The organism is Burkholderia sp. HAN2018 (assembly GCF_024704855.1).
Lineage (GTDB): Bacteria > Pseudomonadota > Gammaproteobacteria > Burkholderiales > Burkholderiaceae > Burkholderia > Burkholderia cepacia.
On the sequence record NZ_QOBB01000426.1, the window covers coordinates 1 to 2,812 of the forward strand.

General features: G+C 69.2%; 2 protein-coding genes. Both read left to right on the top strand.

The genetic code is table 11. From position 1 onward, the window contains the following. Positions 1-390: 390 nt before the first annotated feature. Entirely contained in the window at positions 391-2,514 is a 2,124-nt protein-coding gene (locus DPV74_RS40495; RefSeq protein ID WP_175755674.1) for a TonB-dependent siderophore receptor, read from the top strand. Beyond that, positions 2,514-2,777: a hypothetical protein gene (locus DPV74_RS40500; protein WP_027789648.1), complete on the top strand. Its 264-nt coding sequence runs from the start codon at positions 2,514-2,516 to the stop codon at positions 2,775-2,777. The genes DPV74_RS40495 and DPV74_RS40500 overlap by 1 nt, the downstream gene beginning before the upstream one ends. Positions 2,778-2,812 lie beyond the last annotated feature (35 nt).

Sequence of the window (2,812 nt, forward strand, 5' to 3'; positions counted from 1 at the left end):
GGCCGCCGACACGATCGTCGTGCTCGACGCGGGCCGCGTGCGGGCGACCGGCACGCACGCGCAGCTTGTCCAGGCCGACGCGTGGTACGCGGCCTTCGCCCGCGCCGGGCAACTCCCCGACGGGCTCGCACCGGCCGAGGCGGACGCGGAAGCCCGGCCGGCCGAATCCGAACACTGACGTGAACAATGCGGGCCGGCGTGCCCGGAATCGATAGGAAAAGCCCCTCGATCGAAAAATGGCCTGCCGGTTCTATTTGATAATGAGAATGATTATCAAATACGGGGGCGTGAATGCGGTACGAGGTGCTGGAACCTGGGAGATCGATGACGAAGGGCGCGCGCGTCGCCCGTTTGGGGCGAGGGCGCTGGCGCCCGTCGCTGTATCTCGGCCTGCTGATCGCCGCGCATCCGGCGGCGGCGTTCGCCGATGCGGCGCCGGCGGCCGGCGCGGAAGTCCGGAAGGAGGAAACGACCGCCGTGAAGCCTGCCGCGGGCGAGCTGAAGGCGATTTCCGTGACCGCGTCGCGCGGCGTGGCCGACGATCCGGCCGTGGCGACGGTCGGCAAGATGCCGCTGGCGTTGCGGGAGATTCCGCAGTCGGTCAGCGTGACGACGCGCGAACGGATCGACCAGCAGAACCTGTACTCGCTCGACGAGGTGATGCAGCAATCGGCGGGCGTGACCGTGCAGCCGTACGTGCTGCTCACCACCGCGTATTTCGTGCGCGGCTTCAAGGTCGATTCGTTCGAATTCGACGGCGTGCCGGTGGTGATCGGCGACATGGCGAGCGCGCCGCAGGACATCTCCGTGTACGAACGCGTGGAGATCCTGCGCGGCGCGAACGGCCTGCTGCACGGCTCGGGCAACCCGGCCGCGACGGTCAACCTCGTGCGCAAGCGGCCGCAGTACCAGTTCTCCGCGAACGCGAGCGTGAGCGTCGGCAGCTGGGACCGCTACCGCGCGGAAGCCGACATCGGCGGCCCGCTCAATGCGGCCGGCACCGTGCGCAGCCGGCTCGTCGCCGCATACGAGGATCGTCATTTCTTCTACGACCACGCGAAACAGGACACGCGCTCGATCTACGGCATCACGGAAGTCGACGTGACGCGCGACACGCTGCTCACGTTCGGCGCGCAGTACCAGACGACGCGCTCGGTGCCCGACATGTCCGGCGTGCCGATGGCGCGCGACGGGTCGAGCCTCGGCCTGTCGCGCTCGACGTTCCTCGACACCGCGTGGGGCCACTTCGACTGGGACACGACGCGCGCGTTCGCGTCGGTCGAGCAGAAGCTCGGCGCCGGCTGGAAGGCGAAGGTCAGCGGCGAATACCAGAGCGTGCGCTCCGACCTGAAATACGCGGGCTCGTACGGTGCGATCGATCCGTCGACCGGTGCGGGCGGCGCGCTGACGGGCGGCGCGTACCGGTTCAGCAGCTACAGCCGCAGCATCGATGCGAACGTGCAGGGCCCGGTGCATGCGTTCGGGCTGACGCACGACCTGCTGTTCGGCGTGACCTACGCGAACAGCAGCAGCGGGCAGATGTCGGCGCAGCTGCTCGGCAACGTGGCCGGCATGCCGGTGAACGTCTACCGCTGGAACCCGAGCAGCGTGCCCGAGCCGGGCGTCGGCCCGTACCAGCAGTCGCAGCAGAACGACGTGTCGCAGAAGGGCGTGTACGGGCTCGGCCGCATCAAGCTCGCGGAACCCGTCACGCTCGTGCTCGGCGGCCGGATGAGCTGGTGGAACCAGGACAGCCTCGGCGCGCACTACAACACCGGCCACCAGTTCACGCCGTACGGCGGGCTGATCTGGGATTTCGCGCGCGACTGGTCGTGGTACGCGAGCTATGCGGAAGTGTTTCAGCCGCAAACCAAGTCGATGTGGGGCGGCGGCATCCTGACACCGGTGAAGGGACGCACCTACGAGACGGGCGTGAAGGGCGAGCTGGCGGGCGGCAAGCTGAACGTGTCGCTCGCGGCGTTCCGCATCGATCTCGACAACAATCCGCAGGTCGATCTCGCGCATCCGTGCGCGGGGCCGAACTGCTACTACGTGAACGGCGGCAGCGTGCGCAGCCAGGGCTTCGAGTTCGAGGCGAACGGCCGCATCACGCCGTGGTGGAGCGTGTGGGCGAGCTATACGTACGACACGATGCGCTATGCGGACAACCTCGCGAACGCGGGCACGTTCGCGCCGCTGCTGAACCCGCGCCACCTGTTCCGGCTGTGGACCAACTACGACCTGCCGTGGCAGGAACGGCGCTGGAGCGTCGGCGGCGGCGTGCAGGTGCAGAGCAATTACTCGGCGCAGGCGAACGGCGTCACGATGAGCCAGGGCGGCTACGCGCTCGCCAGCGTGCGGCTCGGCTATCGCTACGACAAGCACTGGAGCGCGGCCGTCAACGTGAACAACCTGTTCGACCGCAAGTACTACCTGAGCCTGAGCCAGCCGGGCTGGAACAACCGCTACGGGGAGCCGCGCAACGTGATGCTGACCGTGCGCGGGCAGTTCTGATGGCGGGCGGCTGGGGGACGCGGGCGGCGCTGGCGATCGCAGGCGTGCTGCCGGGCGCGGTCGCGCTGGCGGTCACGCTGGCCCGTCATTACCCGGCCGACGGCCTGAACCGGCTCTACGCGGCGGTGCTGCTGTCGCTGGCCGCGGGTGTCGCCGCGCTGCTGTGGGTGCTCGTCGCGCCCGGGCGGCGGCAGGCCGCGTGGCGCGCCTGCCTGTGGCTCGCGGTGCTCGTGCCGTGCGCGATGTTCTGGGGAGGGCGCTGACATGGACGCTTCATCGCGTTCGCGCTGGCGCGCGC

Coding starts and splice junctions, on each gene's coding strand:
- DPV74_RS40500 (WP_027789648.1), top strand. CDS start 2,514: ATGGCGGGCGGCTGGGGGACGCGGGCGGCGCTGGCGATCGCAGGCGTG.